The sequence below is a fragment of the Corallococcus sp. AB045 genome, from assembly GCF_003668895.1.
GTDB lineage: Bacteria > Myxococcota > Myxococcia > Myxococcales > Myxococcaceae > Corallococcus > Corallococcus coralloides.
Genome location: NZ_RAWN01000136.1, coordinates 1 through 21,170, shown reverse-complemented (window position 1 = coordinate 21,170; position 21,170 = coordinate 1). Strand labels below are relative to the sequence as shown.

Annotated in this window: 23 protein-coding genes; 6 read left to right on the top strand and 17 right to left on the bottom strand. The window is 70.1% G+C overall.

The genetic code is table 11. The features are described from left to right. Window positions 1-5 precede the first annotated feature (5 nt). The 9 genes from rdgB to D7Y21_RS27740 form a co-directional block, all read right to left on the bottom strand. On the bottom strand, window positions 6-596 hold the full coding sequence (gene rdgB / locus D7Y21_RS27780) for an RdgB/HAM1 family non-canonical purine NTP pyrophosphatase (RefSeq protein WP_121716761.1): 591 nt from the start codon (window positions 594-596) through the stop codon (window positions 6-8). Next, a complete protein-coding gene (gene rph / locus D7Y21_RS27775) occupies window positions 593-1,297 on the bottom strand; it encodes a ribonuclease PH (RefSeq protein WP_014394861.1) in 705 nt (234 codons plus the stop codon). The genes rdgB and rph overlap by 4 nt, the downstream gene beginning before the upstream one ends. Window positions 1,298-1,345: 48 nt before the next feature. Beyond that, the gene (locus tag D7Y21_RS27770; protein ID WP_120564893.1) at window positions 1,346-2,152 is read right to left on the bottom strand and encodes an N-acetylmuramoyl-L-alanine amidase; all 807 of its coding nucleotides are present in this window, start codon (window positions 2,150-2,152) and stop codon (window positions 1,346-1,348) included. Window positions 2,153-2,215: 63 nt separating this feature from the next. Next, complete coding sequence (gene selD, locus D7Y21_RS27765; protein WP_121716759.1) at window positions 2,216-3,280, bottom strand: selenide, water dikinase SelD; 1,065 nt, start codon at window positions 3,278-3,280, stop codon at window positions 2,216-2,218. A gap of 12 nt (window positions 3,281-3,292) precedes the next feature. Then, window positions 3,293-4,237, bottom strand: coding sequence for a DUF4388 domain-containing protein (locus tag D7Y21_RS27760; protein WP_120564895.1), 945 nt, complete (start codon window positions 4,235-4,237; stop codon window positions 3,293-3,295). 37 nt (window positions 4,238-4,274) lie between these two features. Beyond that, window positions 4,275-4,997: a lipopolysaccharide assembly protein LapB gene (locus D7Y21_RS27755; RefSeq protein WP_014394857.1), complete on the bottom strand. Its 723-nt coding sequence runs from the start codon at window positions 4,995-4,997 to the stop codon at window positions 4,275-4,277. 37 nt (window positions 4,998-5,034) lie between these two features. Then, complete coding sequence (locus D7Y21_RS27750; RefSeq protein WP_120564896.1) at window positions 5,035-5,739, bottom strand: hypothetical protein; 705 nt, start codon at window positions 5,737-5,739, stop codon at window positions 5,035-5,037. After that, on the bottom strand, window positions 5,736-6,506 hold the full coding sequence (locus tag D7Y21_RS27745; RefSeq protein ID WP_120564897.1) for an outer membrane protein assembly factor BamD: 771 nt from the start codon (window positions 6,504-6,506) through the stop codon (window positions 5,736-5,738). The genes D7Y21_RS27750 and D7Y21_RS27745 overlap by 4 nt, the downstream gene beginning before the upstream one ends. Before the next feature lie 12 nt (window positions 6,507-6,518). Continuing rightward, a complete protein-coding gene (locus tag D7Y21_RS27740) occupies window positions 6,519-7,025 on the bottom strand; it encodes a regulatory protein RecX (protein WP_120564898.1) in 507 nt (168 codons plus the stop codon). A gap of 36 nt (window positions 7,026-7,061) precedes the next feature. Here D7Y21_RS27740 and D7Y21_RS27735 point away from each other — a divergent pair, with 36 nt between their 5' ends. Next, window positions 7,062-7,799 carry a hypothetical protein gene (locus tag D7Y21_RS27735; protein ID WP_120564899.1) on the top strand — a complete coding sequence of 246 codons (738 nt, stop codon included), beginning with the start codon at window positions 7,062-7,064 and terminating at the stop codon, window positions 7,797-7,799. A gap of 30 nt (window positions 7,800-7,829) precedes the next feature. On the opposite strand, the gene D7Y21_RS27730 is transcribed toward D7Y21_RS27735, so the two are convergent. From D7Y21_RS27730 to D7Y21_RS27715, 4 genes are all read right to left on the bottom strand, one after another. Then, the gene (locus D7Y21_RS27730; protein ID WP_120565000.1) at window positions 7,830-9,248 is read right to left on the bottom strand and encodes a type IV pilus twitching motility protein PilT; all 1,419 of its coding nucleotides are present in this window, start codon (window positions 9,246-9,248) and stop codon (window positions 7,830-7,832) included. 143 nt (window positions 9,249-9,391) lie between these two features. Continuing rightward, complete coding sequence (gene rpsI / locus D7Y21_RS27725; protein ID WP_120526842.1) at window positions 9,392-9,793, bottom strand: 30S ribosomal protein S9; 402 nt, start codon at window positions 9,791-9,793, stop codon at window positions 9,392-9,394. Window positions 9,794-9,801: 8 nt separating this feature from the next. Beyond that, entirely contained in the window at window positions 9,802-10,248 is a 447-nt protein-coding gene (gene rplM / locus D7Y21_RS27720; protein ID WP_043321175.1) for a 50S ribosomal protein L13, read from the bottom strand. Between the two features lie 169 nt (window positions 10,249-10,417). Beyond that, window positions 10,418-12,484, bottom strand: a complete 2,067-nt coding sequence (locus tag D7Y21_RS27715; RefSeq protein ID WP_121716757.1) for an ATP-dependent helicase — start codon at window positions 12,482-12,484, stop codon at window positions 10,418-10,420. Between the two features lie 34 nt (window positions 12,485-12,518). Between D7Y21_RS27715 and D7Y21_RS27710 the strand changes: the two genes are divergently transcribed. Beyond that, window positions 12,519-13,079 (top strand): hypothetical protein, encoded by a 561-nt coding sequence (locus D7Y21_RS27710; RefSeq protein WP_233591705.1) that lies wholly within the window; start codon window positions 12,519-12,521, stop codon window positions 13,077-13,079. A 28-nt stretch (window positions 13,080-13,107) separates the two neighbouring features. Next, complete coding sequence (locus tag D7Y21_RS27705) at window positions 13,108-13,605, top strand: caib/baif family protein (RefSeq protein WP_120565001.1); 498 nt, start codon at window positions 13,108-13,110, stop codon at window positions 13,603-13,605. A gap of 33 nt (window positions 13,606-13,638) precedes the next feature. On the opposite strand, the gene D7Y21_RS27700 is transcribed toward D7Y21_RS27705, so the two are convergent. Then, entirely contained in the window at window positions 13,639-14,817 is a 1,179-nt protein-coding gene (locus tag D7Y21_RS27700) for a class I SAM-dependent rRNA methyltransferase (protein ID WP_121716755.1), read from the bottom strand. Window positions 14,818-14,826: 9 nt separating this feature from the next. Then, a complete protein-coding gene (locus tag D7Y21_RS27695) occupies window positions 14,827-16,092 on the bottom strand; it encodes a metallopeptidase family protein (RefSeq protein WP_121716753.1) in 1,266 nt (421 codons plus the stop codon). 105 nt (window positions 16,093-16,197) lie between these two features. On the opposite strand from D7Y21_RS27695, the gene D7Y21_RS27690 reads away from it, so the two are divergent. Further along, window positions 16,198-16,791 (top strand): nucleoside triphosphate pyrophosphatase, encoded by a 594-nt coding sequence (locus tag D7Y21_RS27690; protein ID WP_120565003.1) that lies wholly within the window; start codon window positions 16,198-16,200, stop codon window positions 16,789-16,791. A gap of 12 nt (window positions 16,792-16,803) precedes the next feature. Here the strand turns inward: D7Y21_RS27690 and D7Y21_RS27685 are convergent, their stop codons facing one another. After that, complete coding sequence (locus D7Y21_RS27685; protein ID WP_121716751.1) at window positions 16,804-17,766, bottom strand: hypothetical protein; 963 nt, start codon at window positions 17,764-17,766, stop codon at window positions 16,804-16,806. Window positions 17,767-18,132: 366 nt separating this feature from the next. Between D7Y21_RS27685 and D7Y21_RS27680 the strand changes: the two genes are divergently transcribed. Further along, window positions 18,133-18,381: a hypothetical protein gene (locus tag D7Y21_RS27680; RefSeq protein WP_014394842.1), complete on the top strand. Its 249-nt coding sequence runs from the start codon at window positions 18,133-18,135 to the stop codon at window positions 18,379-18,381. 349 nt (window positions 18,382-18,730) lie between these two features. Here D7Y21_RS27680 and D7Y21_RS27675 read toward each other — a convergent pair whose 3' ends face one another. Then, window positions 18,731-20,197 (bottom strand): PD40 domain-containing protein, encoded by a 1,467-nt coding sequence (locus D7Y21_RS27675; protein ID WP_121716749.1) that lies wholly within the window; start codon window positions 20,195-20,197, stop codon window positions 18,731-18,733. Between the two features lie 139 nt (window positions 20,198-20,336). Here D7Y21_RS27675 and D7Y21_RS27670 point away from each other — a divergent pair, with 139 nt between their 5' ends. After that, window positions 20,337-21,134 (top strand): TatD family hydrolase, encoded by a 798-nt coding sequence (locus tag D7Y21_RS27670; RefSeq protein WP_120564905.1) that lies wholly within the window; start codon window positions 20,337-20,339, stop codon window positions 21,132-21,134. Window positions 21,135-21,170 lie beyond the last annotated feature (36 nt).

Here is a 21,170-nt window from a genome sequence, read left to right as displayed (position 1 = left end):
GCCGGTCAAAGCGCCAACAGATGGCGCCGCATCAGCTGGAAGGCCCGGGCCCGGTGCGACACCCGCGACTTCTCCTCCGGCGCCAGCTCCGCCATGGAGCGCCCACCCTCCCCCTCCACCTGGAACACGGGGTCGTAGCCGAAGCCGTTCGTGCCCTTCGGCGCCCGCAGGATGCCACCCTCGCAGCGGCCCACCTCCACCCGCGGGGCGTCCCCCTTCCCCGTCACCAGCGCCAGGGCGCAGCGGAAGGAGGCGGTGCGCTTTTCATCCGGCACGTCCTCCAGGTCCACGAGCAGCTTCTCGTACCGGGCCTTGTCGTCCCCCGGCGCGTACCGGGCGGAGAGCACGCCGGGCCGCCCGTCCAGCGCGTCCACGCACAGCCCGGAGTCGTCCGCCAGCGCGGGCAGCCCGGTGGCCTCCGAGTACTCGCGGGCCTTCTTCACCGCGTTCTCCTCGAAGGTGGCGCCGTCCTCCACCGGCTCGGGCACGGGGGGCAGGTCCTTGAGGGACACCACCTCCACCGCGTCGCCCACGAGCGCGCGCAGCTCGCGCAGCTTGCCGGCGTTGCCGGTGGCGAAGAGCAGCCGGGGCTTCATCCCAGCACCTTCGCCTGCGCGGCGGCGAGCTGCTGGATGGCGGCCAGCCCCCCGTCCAGCATCGCGTCCATCGACTTGCGGTCGAAGAGCTTGTGCTCGGCGGTGCCCTGCACCTCCACGATGCGGCCGTCGCCCGTGGCCACGAGGTTCAGGTCCACCTCCGCGGTGGAGTCCTCGTCGTAGTCCAGGTCCACACGCACTTCGCCGTTCACCACGCCCACGGACACCGCGGCCAGCGGGGTGAGGCCCTTCAGGATGCCCGGCTTGTTGAGCGAGCGCATGGCCAGCACCAGCGCCACGTACGCGCCGGTGATGGACGCGGTGCGCGTACCGCCGTCCGCCTGGATGACGTCACAGTCCAGCGTGAAGGTGCGCACGCCCAGCGCCTGCAGGTCCACCGACGCGCGCAGGGCGCGGCCGATGAGCCGCTGAATTTCCATGGTGCGGCCGGACTGCTTGCCCTTGGCGGCCTCGCGCGAGCCGCGGGTGTGCGTGGCGCGCGGGAGCATGCCGTACTCGGCCGTCACCCAGCCGCTGCCCTTGCCCATCAGGTGCGGCGGGACGCGGTCCTCCACCGAGCAGGTGACGAGCACCTTGGTGTGGCCGAACTCCACCTGGACGGAGCCCTCCGCGTAGCGGTTGACGTTGGGCGTGAGGGTGACAGGCCGGAGGTCCAGCGCACCACGGTTGAACGAACGCACGAGGAAAGGCTCCTGACAGGGAGGGACAGGCGAAGCCCCCACGCTTTATCAGGGCGCGGTGGATCCAGCCACCGGTTGCGAGGGCGAGGAGTCCCGCCGGCGCGTCTCCCGCAGGAAGGCCAACACCCCGTCCGCGATGGCCTCCGCCAGCGTCTCCTGGTACGCGGCCTTCCCCAGCCGCGCGCCCTCCTGCGGATGGGAGATGAAGCCCACTTCAATCAGCACCGCCGGTGCCTCCACGCCCGTGAGGACGAAGAAGGGCGCCTGCTGAACACCCCGGTCCGCCGCACCGCTCTTGGAAACGAGGCGCGGGTGGATGGCGTAGGCCAGCCGGGACGCATCCGTGTGCGCCTCCGTGCGCGCCAGGTCATCCAGGATGAAGGCCAGCGTGGAGTGTCCACGCGCCGCACGGGCCGTGGGTGCTTCCGCGTTCTCTCGGTCCGCCACCGCGCGCGCCGCCTCACCGGAGGCGTTGGCGGAGAGGAAGTACGTCTCGATGCCCTCGGTGCGCTCACGCAGCCGCTTCGTGGGCATGGAGTTGGCGTGGATGGAGAGGAAGAGGTCCGGCCGCTGGATGTTGGAGAACTCCACCCGCTCCGACAGCGCCATCAGCGTGTCGCGGTCGCGCGTGAGGAACACCTCGCTGCCCGCGGCCTCCAGCTTCTCGCGCAGGCGCTGGGCAATCTGGAGCGCGACCTCCTTCTCCCAGAGCTCGCCGGGCCCCTTCGCGCCCTCCTTCGCCCCGCCATGTCCCGGGTCGATGACGATGCGCGCGCCGCGCTCCCCTGCTCCGGCGAGGACCGGCAGGAGGCACGCGAGCATCAAGAGACAGAGGGGGGAGCGGCGCGGCGACATTCGCGCCGCGATGTTAGCGGAGGCCCGGCCCGGAGGCGAAATCCGCTCCCGGGCGAGTGTGCTTCAGCCGATGACGTCGATGCCGGGGCGGCCCGCCTGCACTTCGCCGATGAGGGCCGCGTCCACGCCCGCCTTCTCCAGCGCCTGGATGGCCTTGAGCGCGTGGCGCGCGGGCACGCTGGCCAGGAGGCCACCGTTGGTCTGCGCATCCGCGAGCAGCCACTGGATGTGCTCCGGCAGCCCCTCCGGGAACGTCACCTGCTTCTTCACGTGGGCGAGGTTCGTCTTCGTGCCGCCTGGAATCACGCCCGCCTCCGCCAGCGCGGGCACCTCCGCGATGAGCGGGATGCGCTCCAGGTCCACCGCCGCGCGCGTCTTCGCGCCGTTCATCATCTCCAGCAGGTGGCCCAAAAGGCCGAAGCCCGTCACGTCCGTGAGCGCGTTCACCTTGAAGGCGCCCGACGCGAACACCTCACCGGCCGCCTTGTTGAGCGTGGCCATCTGCGCCGTCACGCGCTTCATCAGCGCCTTGGACGCGAGGCCCCGCTTGATGGCGGTGGTGGCGATGCCCGTGCCCACGGGCTTGGTGAGCAGCAGCACGTCCCCCGGCTTCGCGCCCGCGTTGGTGAGCACCTTCTTCGGGTGCACCACGCCGGTGACGGCCATGCCGAACTTGGGCTCCGGGTCGCGGATGCTGTGGCCGCCCAGGATGGGGATGCCCGCCTCGTCCGCCTTGGACTGGCCGCCCGCCAGGATCTTCTGCAGCGTCTTGAGCGGCAGTTCGTCCGGGAAGCACACCAGGTTGAGCGCGAACAGCGGCTTCGCGCCCATGGCCCAGATGTCCGACAGCGCGTTGGCCGCGGCGATGGCGCCGAACTGGAACGGGTCGTCCACGAGCGGCGGAAAGAAGTCCACCGTCTCCACCACGGCCATGCCCGGCGCCACCTGGTACACGGCGGCGTCGTCGTTCGTGTTGAAGCCCACCAGGGCCCGGGGGTGGGACACCGCCCCCTTGAGCCCGCCCAGGACCGTGGCCAGGTCCCCTGCCTTGAGTTTCGCCGCGCAGCCCGCGCAGTGGCTCATCTCCGTGAGGCGCTTCTTCGGCGCCACCGGCTTCTTGCCCGCCATGGTGTTCCCGCCCTACTCCGCGCGCACGTAGTCGCGCTTCATGAGCTGCACCACCGTCTCGGCGGTGAGCACGTCGTCGCCGTCCGAGTGGTCCAGCACGCCGCCCAGCGAGCCGTGGTTGTGGATCAGTTGCAGCACGTCCAGGTGCTCCGGCGTCAGTTCCTTCAAGGGCGCCGTCAGCGGCTGCGCGATGCGCAGCGCCGTGGCCATGGGCGGCAGGTTCGGCTGCAGGCGCTTGAACTCGTCCAGCTGCCGCAGGGCGTCCATCAGGAGCGCTTCGGTGGAGGAGTCCAGCTCCACCATGAACTCCTGCGAGTCCGCCGGGCGCAGCTCGAAGTCACCCTCTTCCCAGGTGACGATGCGGTTGAAGCTCTTCTGCGGGCCCAGGTTGTGGTTGTCGTCGATGACCGCGTAGTACACGCGGCCCTGGCGCAGGTAGATGCGGCCCTCGTGGGCGTTGTTGACCACGAGCACGCCGTTCTTCTTGGACGTGTGGAAGAGCTGGAGCAGGTCCGGGAGGGGAATCTCTTCAATCTTCCCCGTCATGGAGCTGGCCTTGGTGGTCCGCGCGGCCTGGGCGGCGGCGGCCTCCTCCAGCTTCTGCTTCACGACGCTCTCGTCCACCGGGGCGCTCTCCGCGCCCTGGTGCACGAGCTTGAGGATGGAGGTCCCGATGAGGATGCGGTCCCCCTCCTTCAGCTTGGCCTGCTTGACCTTCTCGCCGTTGACGAAGGTGCCGTTGGTGGACCCCAGGTCCTCGATGGTGATGGCTCCGTCGGAGAACAGGATCTTCGCGTGCTTGCGCGAGACCATGTCCTCCACCAGCACCATGTCCAACTCGCTCGACCGTCCGACGACGATCTGCTTGTTGGCCTTCAGCGGGAACTCACCGCCCTGGTACTTCCCGGAGATGAACTTGAGGGCAAAGGACTTCGCCGTACCGCCAGGAGTGCTCACGGTGCCGCGACCTCGATGATGGAAGTTGCCATGGTGCTCAACCCGTCACTTCCGCCTTCCCCGGGTCCTTCACCAGGTTGAGGTACATCTGCGCGCTCTTGTTGCCGGGGCTGCGCACGAGCACGTCTTCCCAGACCTTCACCGCCTCGTCACGGCGTCCCGCCGAGTACAGGGCGATTCCATAGTTGATCCGTCCAGGAATGTACGACGGATTCTGCGCGATGACCTGTTCGTACTCCGCCAGGGCCGCCGCATTGTCGCCGGCGTCGCGGAGGGCGTTGCCCAGCTTCAGCCGGATGTCCACGAACTCCGGGAAGTGGGCCAGCGCGCGGCGGTACTCTTCGATGGCCTTGGCCCACACACCGCTGGAGGCGAACACGTCGCCGATGTCGGCGTACATGTTGGCCACCTTCTTCATGACGTAGGGGTCCAGCTCGCCGGGGGCGCCCTTCTGGCGGGACAAGGCGGCCTGGTAGACCTCCTTCGCCTCCGCGTACTTCCCCATGTCGTTGTAGATGACCGCCAGGTTGAGCGCGGCCTCGGTGTACGCGGGGTTGAGCCGCAGCGCGGACTCAAAGGCCCGCTGCGCCCGGGCGAACTGGCCCTGGTCGTGGTAGATGATGCCGAGCATGTTGTAGACGTCGGCGAAGGTCGGATTCTGCTCGACCACCTTCGTCAAGAACTGCTCGGCCTGGGCGTACTGCTTCTTCTCGAAGGAGCCGCGCCCGAGGGTCAGTAGTTGCTTGAGGGCTTCGTCCATGACTCGGCCCGCGCGGGCCCCTGCCTCCTCGGGAAGCCTACATCAGCCCGGGCGAAAACAAGAATTGATCGCCCTCGCGCACGAGCAAAAGCGGTCGCTCGCCCCGGGTATCCACCGGCCGGGCCGGAAGGTCTCCCTCCACCCGGAAGTGCTCCGTCACCGTCACCTCGTCCCGCTCCAATCGTGCGTACCACGCCTGGACCGTCAGCCTCCGTTTGCTCAAGGGGGCCACTTCCGCCCACGTCTGCCCTGCCCCGCCATCCCCTCCCGGGCCCGCCAGCCGTGACAGCGCCTCCGGCCGGCCCTCCGCCAGGGCCCGCCGCCGCGCCTCCAGCGCCGCCACCGCCGCCACCAGCCGGGGCGCTACCGAGGATTCGGGCTTCCACCGGCCGGACGCGCGGGTGAAGGGAACCACCTCCACGCCCGCGGTGCTGACCGTGGTGGCGCCCAGCACACCCTCGAAGTCCAGCGTGGCGAAGGCCTCCGCGCGCTGGCCATCCGGCGCCACCGAGACGGAGATGCGGGCGTACTGGAGCTTCCGCGAGATGAGCGGAGCCTGGGCACCGGGCACGGGCAGGGACACACCGTCGTGCTCGGCTTCCTTCAGCGTGGTGATGATCTCTGCTTCCGGCCCGGCCACGGCGCCCAGCAGGCGCGAGCCCAGGAACAGGAGGACGCAGGCGGCGGCGAGCACGGCGATGCCAATGCCTCCCAGCCGGCCCCAGTCCTCCGAGCGCCTCACGAGCCCAGCATCTTCTGGGCACGCTGGGCGGCGGGCGTGCCCGGCAGGCGCTTGAGGACTTCCCGCAGCGTGTTCTGCGCGCGCTCCGTGTCGTTGAGCTTCACGTACGCGTTGTGGAGGTCGAAGAGGGCCTCCTCCTCCAGCGGCGTGCCCGGGTAGTCCTTGAGCAGCCCCTCCAGGCGCTGGGCCACGGCCTTCCAGCGCTCGCGCTTCGCGTAGAAGGACGCGACGTACAGCTCATGGCGCGCCAGGCGCTGGCGGGCGTCATCCCGGTGCGCCGTGGCTTCCTTCACGTACTGCGAATCCGGGTACTCGCGCAGGAAGACGCTCATGGCCCGGAGCGCGTCGTACATGGGCTTCTGCTCCTTCTCGTAGGAAGGCGGCAGGGCGAAGAACTCCGAGGGGAACTCCTCCACGTAGGAGAGGGCCGCGCGGTAGGCGGCGTAGTCCACCTTGGGGTGCGTGGGGTGCAGTCGCATGAAGGAGTCGAACTTCTCGCGCGCCTCCGGGAACATCTCCCGGGCGAAGTCCAGGTCCGCCAGCTTCAGCTCCGCCTCGCGGGCGGCCTCCAGGTAGGGAAACTTGGTGCGGACGTGGTCGAAGTACTTCTCCGCCTTGAAGTAGTCCTTGTCCTCCAGCGCGGCCTCGCCCAGCGCCAGGTTCTCCGCGGCCATGGTGGCGTAGTCAGGCTCGCCCGCGGGCCCCGCGGAGAGGGCGGCACAGGCGGACAACATCAGGGCGGACAGGACGAGGACGACGGAGCGCATCACGCCCCCAAACTATTCGTCCTGCCCGGAGGGGTCCAGCGAAGGTTCTCCCACCAGCCGGGTCACGATGTCCGGCGCGAAACCCCGGCTGAGCAGGAGCCGCCCTGCCCGTGCCTGCTCCTTCGCGTCCAGCGGGCGGCCGGCCAGGCGCCGGCGCTCCAGCACCTGCCGGGCGGCCTCCAGCGCGTCGAAGCCCACCGCGTCCTTCGCCTCCGACAGCGCCCGCCGCGCCTCCGTGCCCTCCAGCCCGTGGGCCTGGAGCCGTTGGAGCACGGCGCGCGGGCCCAGCCTGCCCCTGCCCAGCAGGGCCTGGGCGCGTTCACGCGCGAACTTCGCGTCGTCCAGGTAGCCCCATTCCGAGAGGCGGGCGAGCACCGCGCCGCGGACGGAGTCGGGGTAGCCCTTGCGCTCCAGGGCGAGCGTCAATTCATGACGGCTGCGGCCGCGCGCCTTGAGCAGGCGAAGGCAGGCATCGGTGGCGCGCTGGACAGCCTCGGGGCCTTCGGGCTCGTCAACCATCGCGGAGTCCCTACCATGTGGTAACAGGCCTTCGCCATGCACCCCATCCTCGCCCGCTTCCTCACCGCAGACGCCGCCAGGGAAACGCTCCGCAAGGAGAAGGCGGGTGAACCGCTGACTCCGGAGGAGCAGCACTTCGTGGCCGCCGCGGACGCCAACCCCAAGCAGAAGGCCATGCTGCTGGGCGTGAGCGGACGCGCGCTGTCCTCCGATGCCCAGGCCGCGCTGGTGCTGCTGGCCGCGCACGCCGCCGCCCGCGCGCTCACGCAGGACGAGTCCCTGTCCGCCGCGACGCAGAAGGCGCGCGAGGCGCTGAAGGAAGAAGGCGCGAGCGACGAAGAGTCGGACGCGTTCCTCGCGTCCATCCTGCTGGAGGAGGCCTTCGGCTACGAGCAGGAGGTGGACAACTTCGACTCGGACTACGTGAAGGAGTCCCTGGGCGAAGTGCCCGCCCTGGCCGCGCTGTCCAAGGAGTCCGTGGACGCGCTGTTCCTCGCGTTCGCCAAGGCCGCGCCCAACGACGCGGACCGCAAGGCGCGCGAGCACATGGCGCGGGCGCTGTTCGACATCGCCTGGGCGGAGGGCCCCACGTCCATCAACCCGGAGCACCTGGAGACGCTGCTCGACAACGAGGTCGTCCAGGAGTCCGACGAGGCGCAGGACGCGCGCGTGCGCGCCACCGTGTCGCTGCTCCAGACGCTGGCGCACCAGGGGCTCATCGGCCCCATGCGCCTCACCCGGCTGCGCGCGCAGCTGGGGGACGACGACGCCTGAGCGGCGCCCTCCCCCTTCGCGCAGGGATTCCTAGAAGCGTTCGATCTGGAAGTCGTCGTCGCCCCCGGCCGCCGGAGCAGGCGCGGCCACCGGGGCGGGCGTGGGCGGACGGGCCGCCACCTGCGGAGGCAGCGGCCGGCCCTGGACGACTCCGGGCGGCGGAGTGGCGGGACGCTGCGCCGCGACGCCGGGCGGAGGAGTCATGGGCCGGGCGGCCATGGGCGCTCCGGGACGCGGGGCCTGGGGCACCGGAGCGGGCGTGGGCGCCACCGGGGCCGCCTGGATGGGCGCGCCCTTCTGCGCGAACGACTGCGAGCCCGGGATGGGCCGCTCCTCGCCGGCCTGGGCGTCGAAGGCGTCCCACTTCGAGTCGGACGTGCCGCTGATGCCGGAGAAGCGCAGCGCGAAGTCGTCCGGGTTGCTGGCCTGGCGGTGGGCCTCTTCGTAGGTGACCAGGCCGTTGCGCACCAGGCTCATCAGCGACTGGTCGAACGTCTGCATCCCGTAGGAGTCCGTGCCCTGCGAGATGGCGTCGTGGATCTCCTTCGTGCGGTCCTTGTCCTCAATCAGCTCGCGCACGCGCGCGGTGACACGCAGCACCTCCACCGCCGCCACACGGCCCTTGCCGTCCGCGCGCGGCACCAGGCGCTGGCTGACCACGCCGCGCAGCACGCTGGAGAGCTGCAGGCGCACCTGCTTCTGCTGGTGCGGGGGGAACGCGGACACGATGCGGTTGATGGTCTCCGTGGCGTCCAGCGTGTGCAGCGTGGACATCACCAGGTGGCCCGTCTCCGCGGCGTGGAGCGCCGTTTCGATGGTCTCGTGGTCGCGCATTTCGCCCACCAGGATGACGTCCGGGTCCTGGCGCAGCGCGGACTTCAAGGCCTGCGAGAAGCTCATCGTGTCCACACCCACTTCGCGCTGGTTCACGATGGAGCGCTTGTCGCGGATGAGGAACTCGATGGGGTCCTCGATGGTCATGATGTGGTTGGTTTCGTTGGAGTTGATGTAGTCGATCATCGCCGCCAACGTGGTGGACTTGCCGGAGCCCGTGGTGCCCGTCACCAGCACCAGGCCGCGCTCCTCGCCACACACCTTCTCCAGCACCGTGGGCAACAGCAGGTCCTTCATCGTCATCACCTTGAAGGGGATGACGCGGAGCACGGCGCCCACCGTGCCGCGCTGCTGGAAGACGTTCACGCGGAAGCGGCCCAGGCCCGGCACGCCGTAGGCCAGGTCCACCTCGTTGCTGACCTTGAACTTCTCCTTCTGGAACTCGTTCATGATGCCGAACGCCATGCGCGCCACCTCTTCCGGGGGCAGGCGGCGGCCGTCCTTGAGCGGCACCAGCGAACCATCCACGCGGAACATGGGCGGCAGGCCCGCCTTCAGGTGGATGTCGGAGGCTCCGCCGCGCAGGGCGATCTGCAGGATTTCGTTGAGTTCCATGAGGGTGCCGGGATGGTAGCAGAACGCCCGCGCGCACCGCGACGGGGCGACGCCCACCCGCTTGCCCGCAAAGCACGACGGCGGAGGCTTCCCGAAGGAAACCCCCGCCGACGAACGGCCGGACAGCTGGCCGACAAGCGTGATTAGCGCTTGGAGAACTGGAACCGACGACGGGCGCCGGGCTGGCCGTACTTCTTGCGCTCGACCGCGCGGGCGTCGCGGGTGAGGAAGCCGGCCTTCTTCAGCGCCGGACGGAACTCCGGGTTGAAGGCGCACAGCGCGCGCGCGATGCCGTGACGGATGGCACCGGCCTGGCCAGAGAGGCCGCCGCCGCGCACGTTGACCGTGACGTCGAGCTTGCCCTTCTGCTCCAGGATCTCCAGCGGCTGGTTGAGCACCATCTTCGACGTCTCACGGCCGAAGTACTCGTTGATGTCGCGGCCGTTGATGACGACAGCGCCGTTGCCAGGACGCACCCAGACGCGAGCGGTGGCCTCCTTGCGGCGGCCCGTGGCGTAGAAACCGAGTTCAGGATTGATCGCCATGGTTGTTCTTACGCCTCGACCTTGAACGCCACCGGCTTCTGCGCGGTGTGCGGATGGGTGTCACCAGCATACACCTTGAGCTTCGTCATCATCTGACGGCCCAGGGCATTGCGGGGCAGCATGCGGCGCACGGCGTTGAGGATGATGTCCTCAGGGTGACGCTGGCGCAGCTTCTGGAGGTTGGTGATCTTCAGGGCACCCGGGAAACCGGCGTACGGGTGACGGTAGTACTGCTTGTCCGTCTCCTTCGTACCCGTCACCTTCACCTTCTCGGCGTTGATGACGATGACGTGGTCACCCGTGTCGATGGACGGGGTGTACGTCGGCTTGTGCTTGCCCTTCAGGAGGGTGGCGATCTGACTGGCGGCGCGACCAAGCACCTTGTCGGACACGTCAATGACGTGCCACTGGCGCTTGATGTCCCCAGCCTTGGCGCTGTAGGTCTTCTGCGACATTTCGTGCACTCCAGACTTCGGCGCGGCGCCCAGGTGCATGCCAGGGGCCGCGTGCTCGTGCGTAACCAACCGCGGGTCCTCCGTCCAAAACTCCGACAGAAGCCCGGAAAGGCTGACCCTCCTAGTAGGACGGCGGGATCAAGTCAAGGTTGGGCGTACGGGGGACCCCTCAGGGCGCCCGGCCAGGGGTGCCCGGGCCTGGTCCCCCGGCGGCGGGCTTCTTGAAGCGCTCCTTCAGGCTCGCGAAGAAGTTCTTCTCCTTCTCGTCCGGCGGTCCCTGACGCGGCGCGTCCATGTCCACGATCTCGAAGGCGTCCGGGGGCAGGTCCTCCAGGAAGCGCGAGGGCGTGCGGGGGACCTCCTTGCCGCGCTTCACGCGCACGGTGGAGCGGGTGAGGTAGAGCAGCTCCTTGGCGCGGGTGATGCCCACGTAGCAGAGGCGGCGCTCCTCCTCGAGGTTCTGCGCCTCGCCCTGCATGCCGCCGTGGGGCATCAGGTCCTCCTCCATGCCGATGAAGAAGACGAGCCGGTACTCCAGGCCCTTGGAGGCGTGCAGGGACATCAGCGTCACGCGCTTGTTCTGCCCCGGGACGTCCTCTTCCTCCTGGCGCGTGTCCAGGCTGAGGCGGTTCAAGTACGTGAGGAGGCTGGCCTTGGGGCCCTCGCGCTTCTCGAACTTCTCCAGGGACGCGAGCACCCCATCCACGCCCTTGAGCTTCTTGTCCGCGGCGGTGCCGGAGACGGCCTTGGCGCGGGTGGCCTCCCGGAAGCCGATCTCCTCCAGCAGCTTGTGCGTGGCCTCAGACAGGCGGGGCGTCTGGGCGAAGGCGTCGCGGTAGCGCTCCACCATCTCCACGAACTCCAGCACCTTGCCGCCCGCGCCCGAGGGCAGGTCGTCATAGGTGTCCGCGCGGCGCATCACCGTCCAGAGCGTCACGCCCTCCGCGCGCGAGTGCGCGTGCAGCCGCTCCATGGTGACGTCGCCAATGCCGCGCGAGGGCACGTTGACGATGCGCATGAGGGAGATTTCGTCCAGCTTGTTCGCCAGGACCTTGAAGTACGCGATGACGTCCTTCACCTCGCTGCGGTCGAAGAACTCGCTGCCGCCCACCACTTCGTAGGCGATGTTCTTCTCGCGCAGCATCTCCTCCACCGGGTGGGCCTGGCCGTTGGTGCGGTAGAGCACCGCGATGTCGTCCGCGGGGACGCCCAGCGAGATGTGCTTCTGGATTTCGTGCGCGATGAAGCGGGCCTCCTCTTCATCATTGGGGCACGCCACCACCTTCACCAGCGGGCCGCCCTTGCGGTCGGTCCACATGCGCTTGTCCTTGCGCTCCGGGTTCTTGGCGATGACGGCGTTGGCCGCGTCCAGCACGCGCTGCGAGGAGCGGTAGTTCTGCTCCAGCCGCACCTCCTTGCCGCCCGGGAAGTGCCGGTCGAAGTCCAGGATGTTGCGCACCTCCGCGCCGCGCCAGGAGTAGATGCACTGGTCGTCATCCCCCACCGCGCACACGTTGCGCGCTTCGCCCGCGAGCAGCTTGAGCAGGTCCAGCTGGGCGTGGTTGGTGTCCTGGAACTCGTCCACCAGGAGGTACTGGAAGCGGGCCGTGTACTTGCGGTGCAGGTCCGGGTGCTCGCGCAAGAGGCGCGCGGGCAGCACCAGCAGGTCGTCGAAGTCCACCGAGCCCTGCGCCTTGAGCGCGAGCTGGTAGTCCGCGAAGACCATGGAGGTGATGAGGTCGTAGTCGTCCCCCATCCCCTCAGGCTTGGGCTGGGGCGCCTCGCCGGAGTTCTTCGCCTTGGAGATGAGGGTGAGGACCTTGCGCGCGTCGAAGGCGCGGTCGTCGATGCGCTTCTCGCGCATGGCGCGGCGGATGATGGAGAGCTGGTCGCCCATGTCCGCGATGGCGAACTTCCGGGGCCAGCCCAGCCGGTGGATGTCCTCGCGCAGCACCTCCGCGCCAAACGCGTGGAAGGTGCACACCAGCACGCCCTGGGCGCGCGGCCCGGCCATGTGGATGAGGCGTTCCTTCATCTCCGTGGCGGCCTTGTTGGTGAAGGTCACCGCCAGGATGTTGCGGGCCATGATGTGGTTCGGCCGCTCGTTGAGCAGGTGGACGATGCGGTGGGTGATGACCCGCGTCTTTCCACTGCCAGCGCCCGCCAGCACGAGCAGGGGGCCCTGGAGCGTCACCACGGCCTCGCGCTGAGGAGGATTGAGCTTCGAAAGGTCCATTGCGCGCGGGCCAGGGATACCCTTTGATTCGGTCGTGCGCGACTATTTCCTCCGGCTGGCCATCGCATCGCTCGCGCTCGGCGTGGGCGGCGGATGCCGTGACGACGAACGCACGACATCTCCCACCCCGCGCGACGTGGTGACGACCGCCGCACCGTGCGTGTATTTCAAGGACCTGGCGCCGTTCCTGCCGGAGTCGCTGGAGGGCTTCACGGTGGGTGCCACCGCGGGCTCCACCGGTAAGTACGGCGAGGTGTCCGTGTCGGAGGCGGAGCGTACCTACACCCGGGGCGAGGGCCGCGAGGTGAAGGTGCGCATCGTGGACACCTCCATGGGGTTGAAGCTGGGGCAGGCCATCCGCGAGGCGTCGCAGAAGGCGAAGGGCCGCGCGGCGAGCGACCCGACGGCGCCCATCCAGTGGAAGGAGGCCGTGGGCTTCGTGCGCTATGACGCGGACGAGGCCGTCGCGGAGGCGAACCTCCTGGTGGGAGATAGGTTCGTGGTGGCCGTCACCAGCCGCGGCTTCCCCAGCACCGTGGAGGTGCGGCGGGTGGCGCGAGGCATCGACCTGGCCGGGCTGGCCCGGCTGCAGTGATTCAAGAGTCCAAGGAGCGTTTGTGGCGGTGAAGGACAAGGGGTCGCGGCCCCAGACGACCCAGGAGTTGCTGGAGCAGGAGAAGGCGGCGCGCCTGGGCGTGTCGTCCCTGGGCAAGCGCGAGTTCATGGACCAGTTCCAGAAGCTGTCCAAGAGCTACGCGGTGGACCCGGGCAACCCCGGCTCCTACGCGTGCGAGGGCTGTCAGCGCTGCGCCAACTGCATGTTCTGCAAGGACTGCGACAGCTGCCACCAGTGCACTCACTGCACGCGGTGTGAGCTGTGCACCAACTGTTCGCACTGCGTGGAGTGCAAGAACTGCCACGCGTGCGCCTACTGCGTGCAGAGCGAGAACTGCTCCAGCAGCGCGTACGTGGTGATGAGCAAGAACCTGCAGGACTGCAACTACTGCTTCGGGTGCGTGGGGCTGTCCAAGAAGGACTTCCACATCCTCAACGTGGGCTTCAGCCGCACGGAGTACTTCAAGGTCATGGGCCGGCTGCGCAAGGAGCTGGGCATCCCGTAGCAGCCCAGCCCCCCTGCCCCGCCGCGCCCTGCCTTAAAGGGCGCGCACGTAGAGGGCCTTGAGGTACTCCGTCTCCGTCAGGCCCGCGAGCACGGGGTGGTCCAGGCCCGCGCCCCGCCGCTCCAGGATCTGCACCGGGCGCTTCGCGTCCGCGGCGGCGTCCAGGACCATGGACTCGAAGCCCTGCCGGTCCAGCTTCCCGGAGCACGAGCACGTGACGAGCAGGCCGTCCGGCTTGAGGCAGCGCAGGGCGCGCAGGTTGAGCTCGTGGTAGGCGCGCAGCGCGGTGGCCAGGCCCTCGCGGCGCTTGGCCAGCCCGGGCGGGTCCAGGACGATGGTGTCGAAGCGGCGGCCCTCCTGGTCGAAGCGGCGCAGCACGTCGAACGCGTTGCCGTTCTCCACCTTCACGTTGGCGCGGCCGTTGGCCTCCGCGTTCGTCTGGATGCGAGCAGCGGCCTTCGCGTCCTGCTCCACCGCGAGCACCGACGTGCAGTGCTTCGCGAGCGCGAGCGCGAAGCCGCCGTGGTAGCTGAAGCAGTCCAGCGCTTCGCCCCGGCCCAGCTCGCCCGCGCGCAGGTGGTTGTCCACCTGGTCCAGGAACGCGCCCGTCTTCATGTCGCCCAGGAGGTCCACTTCGAAGCGGTTGTCGCCCTCGTGGTAGGTGAAGCGCGCGGCGCCCTCGCCGTGCAGCAGGCGCACCTCGCGGGGCAGGCTCTCGAAGTCGCGGCCGGAGGCGTCGTCGCGGCACACGACGTGGCTCGCGCCCGTCCGCTCCACCAGCGCACGCGCGAGCATCTCCTTGCGCGCGTCCATGCCCTCCGACAGCGTCTGCACGGTGAGGCCCTGGCCGTAGCGGTCCACGAAGAAGCCGGGGAGCAGGTCCGCCTCGCCGTGCACCAGGCGCAGGCCGTCCCGCCCCGGCAGCACGGCGCGGCGGGCGAGCGCGGCCTCCATGCGGCGGATGAAGAAGGCGTCGTCCACCTTCTCTTCATTCGGCCCCTTGCGCGTGAGCAGCCGCAGGGCGAGCGGGGAGCGGCGGGCGTAGAGCGCCTGGCCGATGGGGTTTCCCTGCGGATCCACCACGGCCACCACCGCGCCCGGCGTGTCGGTGGCGGGGGCGTCGGTGAGCTCCGTGCGGTACACCCAGGGGGTGCCGCGACGCAGTGTCTTGGCGCCCTTGAGGCTGACCCTGGCGGTGGGAAGAGAAGGCATGTCTTGAGCTCACTCCAGGCCGCGTGCGGCCAGTTCCTCGTCGTCTTCCCCGCGCAGATGCCCGATTTCATGCAGCAGTGTCACGCGAATCTGTTCGCGCAGCTCTTCCGGGGTGCGCACCGCGCGGGCCAGGTTGCGCCGGTAGAGGGCCACCGAGCGGCAGGGCGTCTCCGAGCCGTCGCACGGCTCCTGGAGGGAGGGCCCCCGGAACAGGCCCAGGATGGTGGGTGACAGGGGCGGCTGGTTGGCGAGCAGGTCGTCCTCGGAGGGAATCTCCTCCGTGGCCACCGGCACACCCTCCAGGTCCCGGCGCATGTCCGCGGGCAGGTCCGCCAGCGCGCGCGTCACCTGGGCCTTGAACTCGTCCGCCGACGGCAGGGGCGGCGGGGGGAAGTCCTCGGGCTCCAGCGCGCGGGCCTTCTGGAAGTGGTCCTCCGCCTTGGCCCACTGGCTTTCGCGCTCCAGGAGCAGGCCCAGGTGCTGGTGCGCGTGCGCCGCGCGGTCCTTGTCCTTCAGGAGCGACACGAAGGCCGCCTTCGCCTCGCGGAAGCGGCACAGCTCGAAGAGGGCCAGGGCCTTCTCGTACTTCGCCTCCGCGTTGCCCGGCTCGCGGGCGAGCACGATGGCGGCGCGATCCAACGCATGGTCCGCCTGCCCCAGGTCGTTGAAGGCCATGGCGGCCACCAGCGCCAGCGGCGGCACGAGCTCCGGGGGAGTGGAGGGCTGGGACAGGCCGCGCTCGGCGTAGAGGGCGCCCAGTTCGTCCCGCTCGCGCGTGGAGGGCAGCTGCACCGCGTACAGGTGCGCGGCGCCCAGGAGCGCGTCCGCGTCCCCCGGGTCGATGGCCAGCGCGCGCGCGTAGGCGAGCTGCGCCTCCGGCTCGCGGTTGAGCGCGGCCAGCGCGGCGCCCCGTTCCGCGTGGGCGGCGGCGAGGTCCGGCTCCTGCGCGGCGGCCTGCGCGGCGCAGGAGAGCGCCTCTTCGTAGTGGCCGGCGTCGTAGTAGTCGCGGGCCGCGTCCAGGGGGGCTCCGCCCTTCGCGTCGCACACCGCCAGCGGATGCACCTCCGCCACCGCGTCGTCCGGGGGCTTCACGGAGGCGTGGGGGCCCGCGTCCACTGAGGCCCCGGCGAGCGCTCCCGCGTCCGTGCCCGCGTCAGCCGCCACGGCGGACGTAGCCGCGCCCGCATCCGTGCCCGCGTCGGCGTCCGCCGGAGGGGGCCGTTTGCAGGAGGCGAGCAGGAGGAGACAGACAGCGAGCAGACCGCGCCGCGACATGGGCGGGGAGGCTATGGCATCCGCCCCATGCACAGGAAGCGGGGACGTGCCTGCCCGCCTGTGGGGTCCCATCCCCTCCCCGGCTGCATTACCCTCCGGCCTCCCATGAGAGAACTCATCCTGGCATCCACCTCCAGCGCGCGCCGGGTCCTGATGGACGGGCTGGGCGTGCCCTACCGCACCGAAGCCCCCAACGTGGACGAGCAAGTCCCCGAGGACCTGCCCGCCGACGAGGCCGTGCGGATGCTCGCCGTGCGCAAGGCCCGCGCGGTGCAGGAGCGCCACCCGGACGCCTGGGTGCTGGGGGCGGATCAGCTGGTGGAGGTGGGCCGCGAGGTGCTGGGCAAGCCCCAGGACCGGGACGGGGCGCGCGCGCAGCTGACGCGCCTGCTGGGGAACACCCACGTCATCCACACCGCCGTGTGCCTGCTGGGACCGGGCGGCCATCACTCGGAGACCCTGGAGGACGCGCGCCTCACGTTCTTCGCCGTCCCGCCCGAGGAGCTGGAGCGCTACCTGGACACCGGCGAGTGGGAGGGCTGCGCGGGCAGCTACCGCGTGGAGGGCCGCGGGCAGGCGCTGCTCCAGAAGCTGGAGGGCGACCGCACCAACGTGCAGGGGCTGCCCATGCTGTCGGTGGTGCGGCTCTTGCGGCAGGCGGGCTTCGACCTCTTCGCCCGCCGGCAGGCTCCGGCGTAGGCCCAGGCGGTTTCAGCGCGGGCCGGACAGCTCCGCGAGGATCTCCTGGTACGCGGCCCGGGCCTTGTCGGCCTGGTCCGCCTTGAAGCTCGCCGCGGCCACCACCGGATGGCCGCCCCCGCCGTAGCGGCCGGCGATGGCGGACAGGTCGTGCTTGCGCGTCTCCGGCTTCCACGGGTTGGAGCCCAGCGACACCTTGGCGCGCGACGCGCCCCTCCCCACCCACAGCGTGTAGCGCGCGTCCGGATAGAGCGCGTACGCGATGAACTTGTTGAGGCTGTCCACGCCCTCGTCCACCAGGTCGAAGGAGACGACGCCGTTCTCGTACCGGGCCTTCTCGCGCACGAGGTCGATGTTGCGCTGGTGCTTGAAGAGCAGCGGCTCCAGCGGGGCGGCGATGAGCGGCGAGCGGGCAATCTCCGCCAGGCCTTCCGTCTGCATGCGCCGGATGACCTCCGGGATGAGCGTGTCGTCCTTCGTGGCCTCCAGCACCGTCATGATGCGCAGCGCGGGCTCCTCCAGCGCCACCGCCATCTGGGGGCTGGGGAACTGCGCGCCGTCGATGATCTCCGCCCAGTGCAGCAGGTCCTTCAGCGGGGACGCGTCCCAGCCGAAGCGCTCGCGCGCCACGTCCGCCAGGTACAGCGTGCAGCTCTTGCGCTGCGGGTCGTGGAACTTCCGGCCGCTGGTGTCGCGCTGGAAGTGGGGCTCGTCGCCGGGCTGCTGGAAGGCGGAGGCGTGATGGTCGAACCACCAGGTGAGCCGCGCGTCCTGGCTGTAGCGGAAGTCGACGATGACGTTCTCATCGCCGGTGAAGACGGCCGGGTCGATTCCCTCCGCCCCCGGCTTGTGGGCGAGGCCCCGGTAGCTGAACGTCGCGTCCGCGCGCACGCGCTCCCGGTAGAAGCGGGTGAAGACCGCGGCGCTGGCCGCGCCGTCGAAACAGTTGTCGTGGAAGAGGACCTGGACTCGCATGGGCGCCCGCCCTCTACCCCAAAGCCCCGCCGCGGCCCAACCGCACCGTGGTCGCCTGCCCGCAGGGGCTGTGGCCAGGGGGTGACACCCGACCCAGCCCTGTCGTCGCACGACCTCAGGCAGGTGCGTGCCATTGAACGATGCGTGGAAATCACCGCGCTGGATGAACGAAAAACTCGACAGAACGAGGAATGACCCTGAAGGGCTGAAAAAAAGAAGGCCCGCTCGCCCCTCGGAAACCCGCTACCCGCGAGGAAAACCCCTGGATTCAGGAACCTGACGGGGAGGCTGAGCCCTGGCACCTCGCCTGCATGGTGTCAGACCGACGAGGTACTCACCCGCGTGTTGGCAGTGGCGGGAGGAACCATGGCGAAGCGGACCGCAGGCAAGACGAAGGGTGGCACGGTGCGGCGGCAGGGTCGGCGGGTGATGCCCGCGCTGCGTCGCACGGCGAAGCGCGCGCGGGTGGCGGCCCAGAAGGCCCAGCTCACCGTGGGCGAGGTCATCGCGGCGGCGTTCGACACGGCGGGCGGAGAGATGAGCGGCGTGCTGGAGCTCGTCACCTCCCCGCAGATGACCCGCGCGCTGGGCCGCCGCATCGTCGTCGTGGGCTGAAAAGAGCCCGCGTCCCGGCCCTCGAAGCCCAGGCCGTGCTCCATCGCCATGGAGCGCGCGGGCGCGGAGTCGTCGCGACACGGCTGTCAGTCTTCCTCCACCAGGTGCCGCGTTTCGCGTGAGCGCGGGTGGAGTCCTTCTCCCCTCCTTTTCGTCCTGGAACCTGGATCCGCGGGACCGGGTAATGGATCCACTCGGGGTTCATCCGGACCCTGGACTGCCCGCGTTCGTCACTTCGCGTCGGGTGTGCGGCGCGCTTCGCACCTGAAACACGACGGCCCGTACTCCCCAGTGAAACGAGGAACACGGGCCGGGAAGCCCCGGAGTCCGGGGCTTGGGAGGCTTGTGACTAGCGAGGCTGCCAGCGCGGGCGGTGGTCGTCACCCTCGCTCGTCAGCACCGTGTACGTGTCCTTCGGGTGGGTGATGGCCGTGGCGGCGGGCTGGCCCGTGGCCGGGTCGATGGCCCTCACGACGAGCTGACCGCCCAGGACGTAGGCCACGAGGCTGCCGTCCGGGGAGAACGACGGCAGCGTGGCGTTCTCCGCGAAGAGCACCGGCTCGCCCACCTTCGCGCCCGAGCTGTCCACGCCCTGCACGTAGATGTCGTTGCCCCGGTCGGCGCCGCACAGCTCCGCGCCAACGTTGCCGCACAGCGTGGCCGCGTTGCCGATGAGCAGGAAGTTCGCGCGCACGTACGCCACCCATTTGCCGTCCGGCGACCAGTTCGGGTTCGCGATGTACGAATCGACCGAGCCGCCCTCCACGGGCCGGGGCATGGTGCCCGCGAGCAGCTTCGGGTCGCCGCCGCCCGTCACCGGCAGCGAGTACAGCTTGAGCACCGGGGTGGCCTCCGTGCCGAAGTTCACGGTGGTGCCTTCCGGGTTGGCCAGGAAGAGCAGCTGCGAGGTGGTGCGGTTGTAGTGCGGCTGCTCGCCCGAGGTGGGCGAGCCCGCCAGCGGAGTCGGCGTGCCGCTGCCCGTGGAGATGGAAATGCCAGTGTTCGCCGCGCTGTACGCGAAGCTCATGCCGTCGGGCGCCCAGTCCGGGAAGGTGCCGTTGACGGTGGCCTGCGCAGGCGAGCCGCCCGTCGCCGCGATGGTGGAGATGCCCGTGCTGCCGCGCACCCAGGCGATGAGGCTGCCCGGCTCCCACTCCATGTAGCGGATGCGCGCACCGCCGGCGGCCGTGCCCGTGGTCAGCACGGTGGGCGCGGCGGCCGTGAGCGGCACGGGGCGCACCGCGAGCTCACCCGCGGCGCCGGTGACGTCCCCCTGCACGAAGGCCACCTGGGCGCCGTCCGGGCCGAAGCGCGGGTAGGCGCTGGCGACGCCGTCGGCGCTGAGCGACGTCATCCCCGGCACGTCGTATTCCGTCACCAGCGCGCGCGTGCCGCCGTCGTTGCCCGTCACGGCGATGTGGAGCGACTGGCAGGTGGCGGCCTCGCAGCGCAGGCCCGCCATGCAGTCCGTGGACGCGGTGCACGCATCACCCTTGGCCACGTTCATGCCCGCGTCGGTGCCGGCGTCGACTTCCGTCCCGGCGTCCTCGGTGCCCGCGTCGAGCTCCGTGCCCGCGTCGACCTCCGCCCCGGCGTCCTCGGTGCCCGCGTCGGCCTCCGTGCCCGCGTCCTCTTCCGGCAGGGGCGCGAGGTTTTGCAGCTCGCACGTGTTGTCCGCGTTGCAGATCCACGCCTGGCCCTCCGGGGCCGAGCCCTTGTCACGGCAGTCGAACAGGTCGACGCACTCATCGCCACAGCCCGTCCCCAGCACCGTCAGCGCCCCCAACAACGCCCCCAACACCACTCGCTTGATCATTTCCACGTCTCCAAAGTCGCGATGGCTCCAAAGTCAGGGGGCGCGTCATAGCTTCGCGTTCACGGGTGCCGGCAGGCCTTGAAGGGCACGGCATCCGGGGCTGTCAGTGATTGAACTGGAATGGGAAGAAGGGTGCTCAATGATCGACACGCACTGCCATCTGGACGCCTCGCGCTTCGACCCGGACCGGGACAGCGTTGTCGCGCGCGCCTGGGCCGCGGGCCTGCACGGCATCCTCATCCCCGCGGTGGGCCCGGACACGTGGGAACCATTGCTCGCGCTGCCGCGAAAGGACGCGCGCATCCAGGTGGGGCTGGGCATCCATCCCCAGTTCCTGCCGGACCTGCCAGCGAAGGACGACGGCGCGCACCTGGAGCGGCTGGACGCGCTGCTGTCGCAAGGCGGCGCGGTGGCCGTGGGCGAGTGCGGCCTGGACGGCCCGTCCCTCCCCGGCGCCCCGCTGGAGCGGCAGCTGGCGGTGCTGCGCGGACACCTGGCCCTGGCGCGCAAGCACGGGCTGCCGGTGCTGATGCACTGCCACCGGCTGCACCCGGCGCTGATGGAGTTCCTGAAGGAGGAAGCGTGGCCGGAGGCCGGCATCCTGATGCACAGCTACAGCGGCGGCGCGGAGCTGGCGCGCTTCTACATCCAGAAGGGCTGTCACTTCTCCTTCGCGGGCCCGGTGACATGGGCGGAGGCGCGCAAGCCGCTGGACGCCCTGCGCGTGATTCCGGCGGACCGGCTGGTGGCGGAGACGGACTCGCCGGACCAGGCACCCACGCCCTTCCGGGGGCAGCGCTCCGAACCCGGCTACCTGCCCCACATCCTCGCGGGCATGGCGCACGTGCTGGGGGAGCCGGTGGAGGCGCTCGCCCAGCGGACGACCGAGAATGCCCGGCGCCTGTTCCGGGAAGCTTTCCCCTCCCCTTCGCGGTAGGCGAGCGTCGCGTGATAGAGGAGCCCCTCATGAACC

Coding starts and splice junctions, on each gene's coding strand:
- rdgB (WP_121716761.1), bottom strand. CDS start 596: ATGAAGCCCCGGCTGCTCTTCGCCACCGGCAACGCCGGCAAGCTGCGC.
- D7Y21_RS27770 (WP_120564893.1), bottom strand. CDS start 2,152: ATGTCGCCGCGCCGCTCCCCCCTCTGTCTCTTGATGCTCGCGTGCCTC.
- selD (WP_121716759.1), bottom strand. CDS start 3,280: ATGGCGGGCAAGAAGCCGGTGGCGCCGAAGAAGCGCCTCACGGAGATG.
- D7Y21_RS27755 (WP_014394857.1), bottom strand. CDS start 4,997: ATGGACGAAGCCCTCAAGCAACTACTGACCCTCGGGCGCGGCTCCTTC.
- D7Y21_RS27745 (WP_120564897.1), bottom strand. CDS start 6,506: ATGCGCTCCGTCGTCCTCGTCCTGTCCGCCCTGATGTTGTCCGCCTGT.
- D7Y21_RS27740 (WP_120564898.1), bottom strand. CDS start 7,025: ATGGTTGACGAGCCCGAAGGCCCCGAGGCTGTCCAGCGCGCCACCGAT.
- D7Y21_RS27735 (WP_120564899.1), top strand. CDS start 7,062: ATGCACCCCATCCTCGCCCGCTTCCTCACCGCAGACGCCGCCAGGGAA.
- D7Y21_RS27730 (WP_120565000.1), bottom strand. CDS start 9,248: ATGGAACTCAACGAAATCCTGCAGATCGCCCTGCGCGGCGGAGCCTCC.
- rpsI (WP_120526842.1), bottom strand. CDS start 9,793: ATGGCGATCAATCCTGAACTCGGTTTCTACGCCACGGGCCGCCGCAAG.
- rplM (WP_043321175.1), bottom strand. CDS start 10,248: ATGTCGCAGAAGACCTACAGCGCCAAGGCTGGGGACATCAAGCGCCAG.
- D7Y21_RS27715 (WP_121716757.1), bottom strand. CDS start 12,484: ATGGACCTTTCGAAGCTCAATCCTCCTCAGCGCGAGGCCGTGGTGACG.
- D7Y21_RS27700 (WP_121716755.1), bottom strand. CDS start 14,817: ATGCCTTCTCTTCCCACCGCCAGGGTCAGCCTCAAGGGCGCCAAGACA.
- D7Y21_RS27695 (WP_121716753.1), bottom strand. CDS start 16,092: ATGTCGCGGCGCGGTCTGCTCGCTGTCTGTCTCCTCCTGCTCGCCTCC.
- D7Y21_RS27690 (WP_120565003.1), top strand. CDS start 16,198: ATGAGAGAACTCATCCTGGCATCCACCTCCAGCGCGCGCCGGGTCCTG.
- D7Y21_RS27685 (WP_121716751.1), bottom strand. CDS start 17,766: ATGCGAGTCCAGGTCCTCTTCCACGACAACTGTTTCGACGGCGCGGCC.
- D7Y21_RS27680 (WP_014394842.1), top strand. CDS start 18,133: ATGGCGAAGCGGACCGCAGGCAAGACGAAGGGTGGCACGGTGCGGCGG.
- D7Y21_RS27675 (WP_121716749.1), bottom strand. CDS start 20,197: ATGATCAAGCGAGTGGTGTTGGGGGCGTTGTTGGGGGCGCTGACGGTG.
- D7Y21_RS27670 (WP_120564905.1), top strand. CDS start 20,337: ATGATCGACACGCACTGCCATCTGGACGCCTCGCGCTTCGACCCGGAC.